This window comes from Mesorhizobium sp. M4A.F.Ca.ET.020.02.1.1, from assembly GCF_004022645.1.
Classification (GTDB): Bacteria; Pseudomonadota; Alphaproteobacteria; order Rhizobiales; family Rhizobiaceae; genus Mesorhizobium.
The window spans coordinates 1-802 of record NZ_RZOI01001255.1 but is presented as its reverse complement, the minus strand read 5'-3'; the positions used below and the strand labels follow the sequence as shown (position 1 = coordinate 802).

The window sequence follows — 802 nt, the reverse complement described above, 5'->3', positions numbered from 1 at the left end:
GTGGTTGGCGAGCTGTGGAGCGAAGGCTGGCACCAGGATGAGGGCTTCAAGCTGACGCAGGACCTGCTGCAGTCGCATCCCGAGGTGTCGATCGTGTTCGGCCAGGCCGACGCGCTGGCGCTGGGCGCCGCGCAGGCGGTCAAGGTCGCCAATCCCGGCCACAAGGTGTGGGTTGCCGGCTTTGACGGCGACGTGGCGGCGCTGAAGGCCTTGAAGGACGGCGTGTTCGACGTCACCGCCACCCAGCAGACGCAGGGCATGGGCCGGCTCGCCGTCGACGCGGCGATCAAGCTGGTGGCCGGCGACAAGATCCCCGCCGAACAGCTGCAGGAAGCGACGCTGACCACCAAGGACAATGTCGAGCAGTTCATCGCCAAGCATCCGTAAGGACTGACACCCTTCTAGAGAGCGCCATGATGTCCCCTGACCCTCGCCAAAGCGGAAGCCCGCACAATGGGCTCTTCGTCAGCGGTCTGTGCAAGAGCTACGGGCCGGTGCAGGTCCTGGCCGATGCGAGCTTCGAAGTGCGGCCGGGCGAGGTCGTGGCGCTGCTCGGCGAGAACGGCGCCGGCAAGTCGACCGTCTCCAACATCATCGCCGGTTCGACCAAGCCCGATGCCGGCACCATCATCTGGCGGGGGAAGCCCTACTCCCCCGCCAATCCGGCCGCGGCCATCGAGGCCGGCGTCGGCATGATCCATCAGGAATTGAAGCTGCTGCCGGACCTGTCGGTGGCGGAGAACGTCTATGTCGGGCGCCTGCCGATGCGCGGCGGCCGCATCGATCGCGCGACCATGAATGC

At 67.0% G+C, this 802-nt stretch carries 2 protein-coding genes; both read left to right on the top strand.

What is annotated here, in order from left to right; translation table 11 throughout:
• On the top strand, positions 1 to 387 hold a 387-nt coding region (locus tag EN742_RS36455), incomplete at its 5' end, for a substrate-binding domain-containing protein (protein WP_148670592.1).
• 29 nt (positions 388 to 416) lie between these two features.
• The coding region (locus EN742_RS36450; RefSeq protein WP_145989288.1) for an ATP-binding cassette domain-containing protein at positions 417 to 802 on the top strand (386 nt) is incomplete at its 3' end.